Source organism: Streptococcus suis YS161 (assembly GCF_002760245.1).
GTDB lineage: Bacteria > Bacillota > Bacilli > Lactobacillales > Streptococcaceae > Streptococcus > Streptococcus suis_I.
Genome location: NZ_ASCA01000079.1, coordinates 1 through 352, shown reverse-complemented (window position 1 = coordinate 352; position 352 = coordinate 1). Strand labels below are relative to the sequence as shown.

Annotated in this window: 3 tRNA genes; all 3 read left to right on the top strand. The window is 51.7% G+C overall.

Going from position 1 to position 352, the window contains the following annotated elements:
• Positions 1–82 precede the first annotated feature (82 nt).
• Positions 83–156, top strand: a tRNA-Met gene (locus SST111_RS10160).
• A gap of 16 nt (positions 157–172) precedes the next feature.
• A tRNA-Ile gene (locus SST111_RS10155) sits at positions 173–246 on the top strand.
• 6 nt (positions 247–252) lie between these two features.
• Positions 253–342 (top strand) — tRNA-Ser (locus tag SST111_RS10150).
• Positions 343–352 lie beyond the last annotated feature (10 nt).

Below are 352 nucleotides of genomic sequence, written 5' to 3'. Positions count from 1 at the left end.
AAGTAGCTCAGCTTGGTAGAGTACTTGGTTTGGGACCAAGGTGTCGCAGGTTCGAATCCTGTCTTCCCGATTATATTATTTTGGCGGTGTAGCTCAGCTGGCTAGAGCGTCCGGTTCATACCCGGGAGGTCGGGGGTTCGATCCCCTTCGCCGCTATATATTCTTGTTTGCTGGACCTTTAGCTCAGCTGGTTAGAGCTCTCGGCTCATAACCGAGCGGTCGTAGGTTCAAGTCCTACAAGGTCCATATATTGGAGGATTACCCAAGTCCGGCTGAAGGGAACGGTCTTGAAAACCGTCAGGCGTGTAAAAGCGTGCGTGGGTTCGAATCCCACATCCTCCTTTTCTACTAC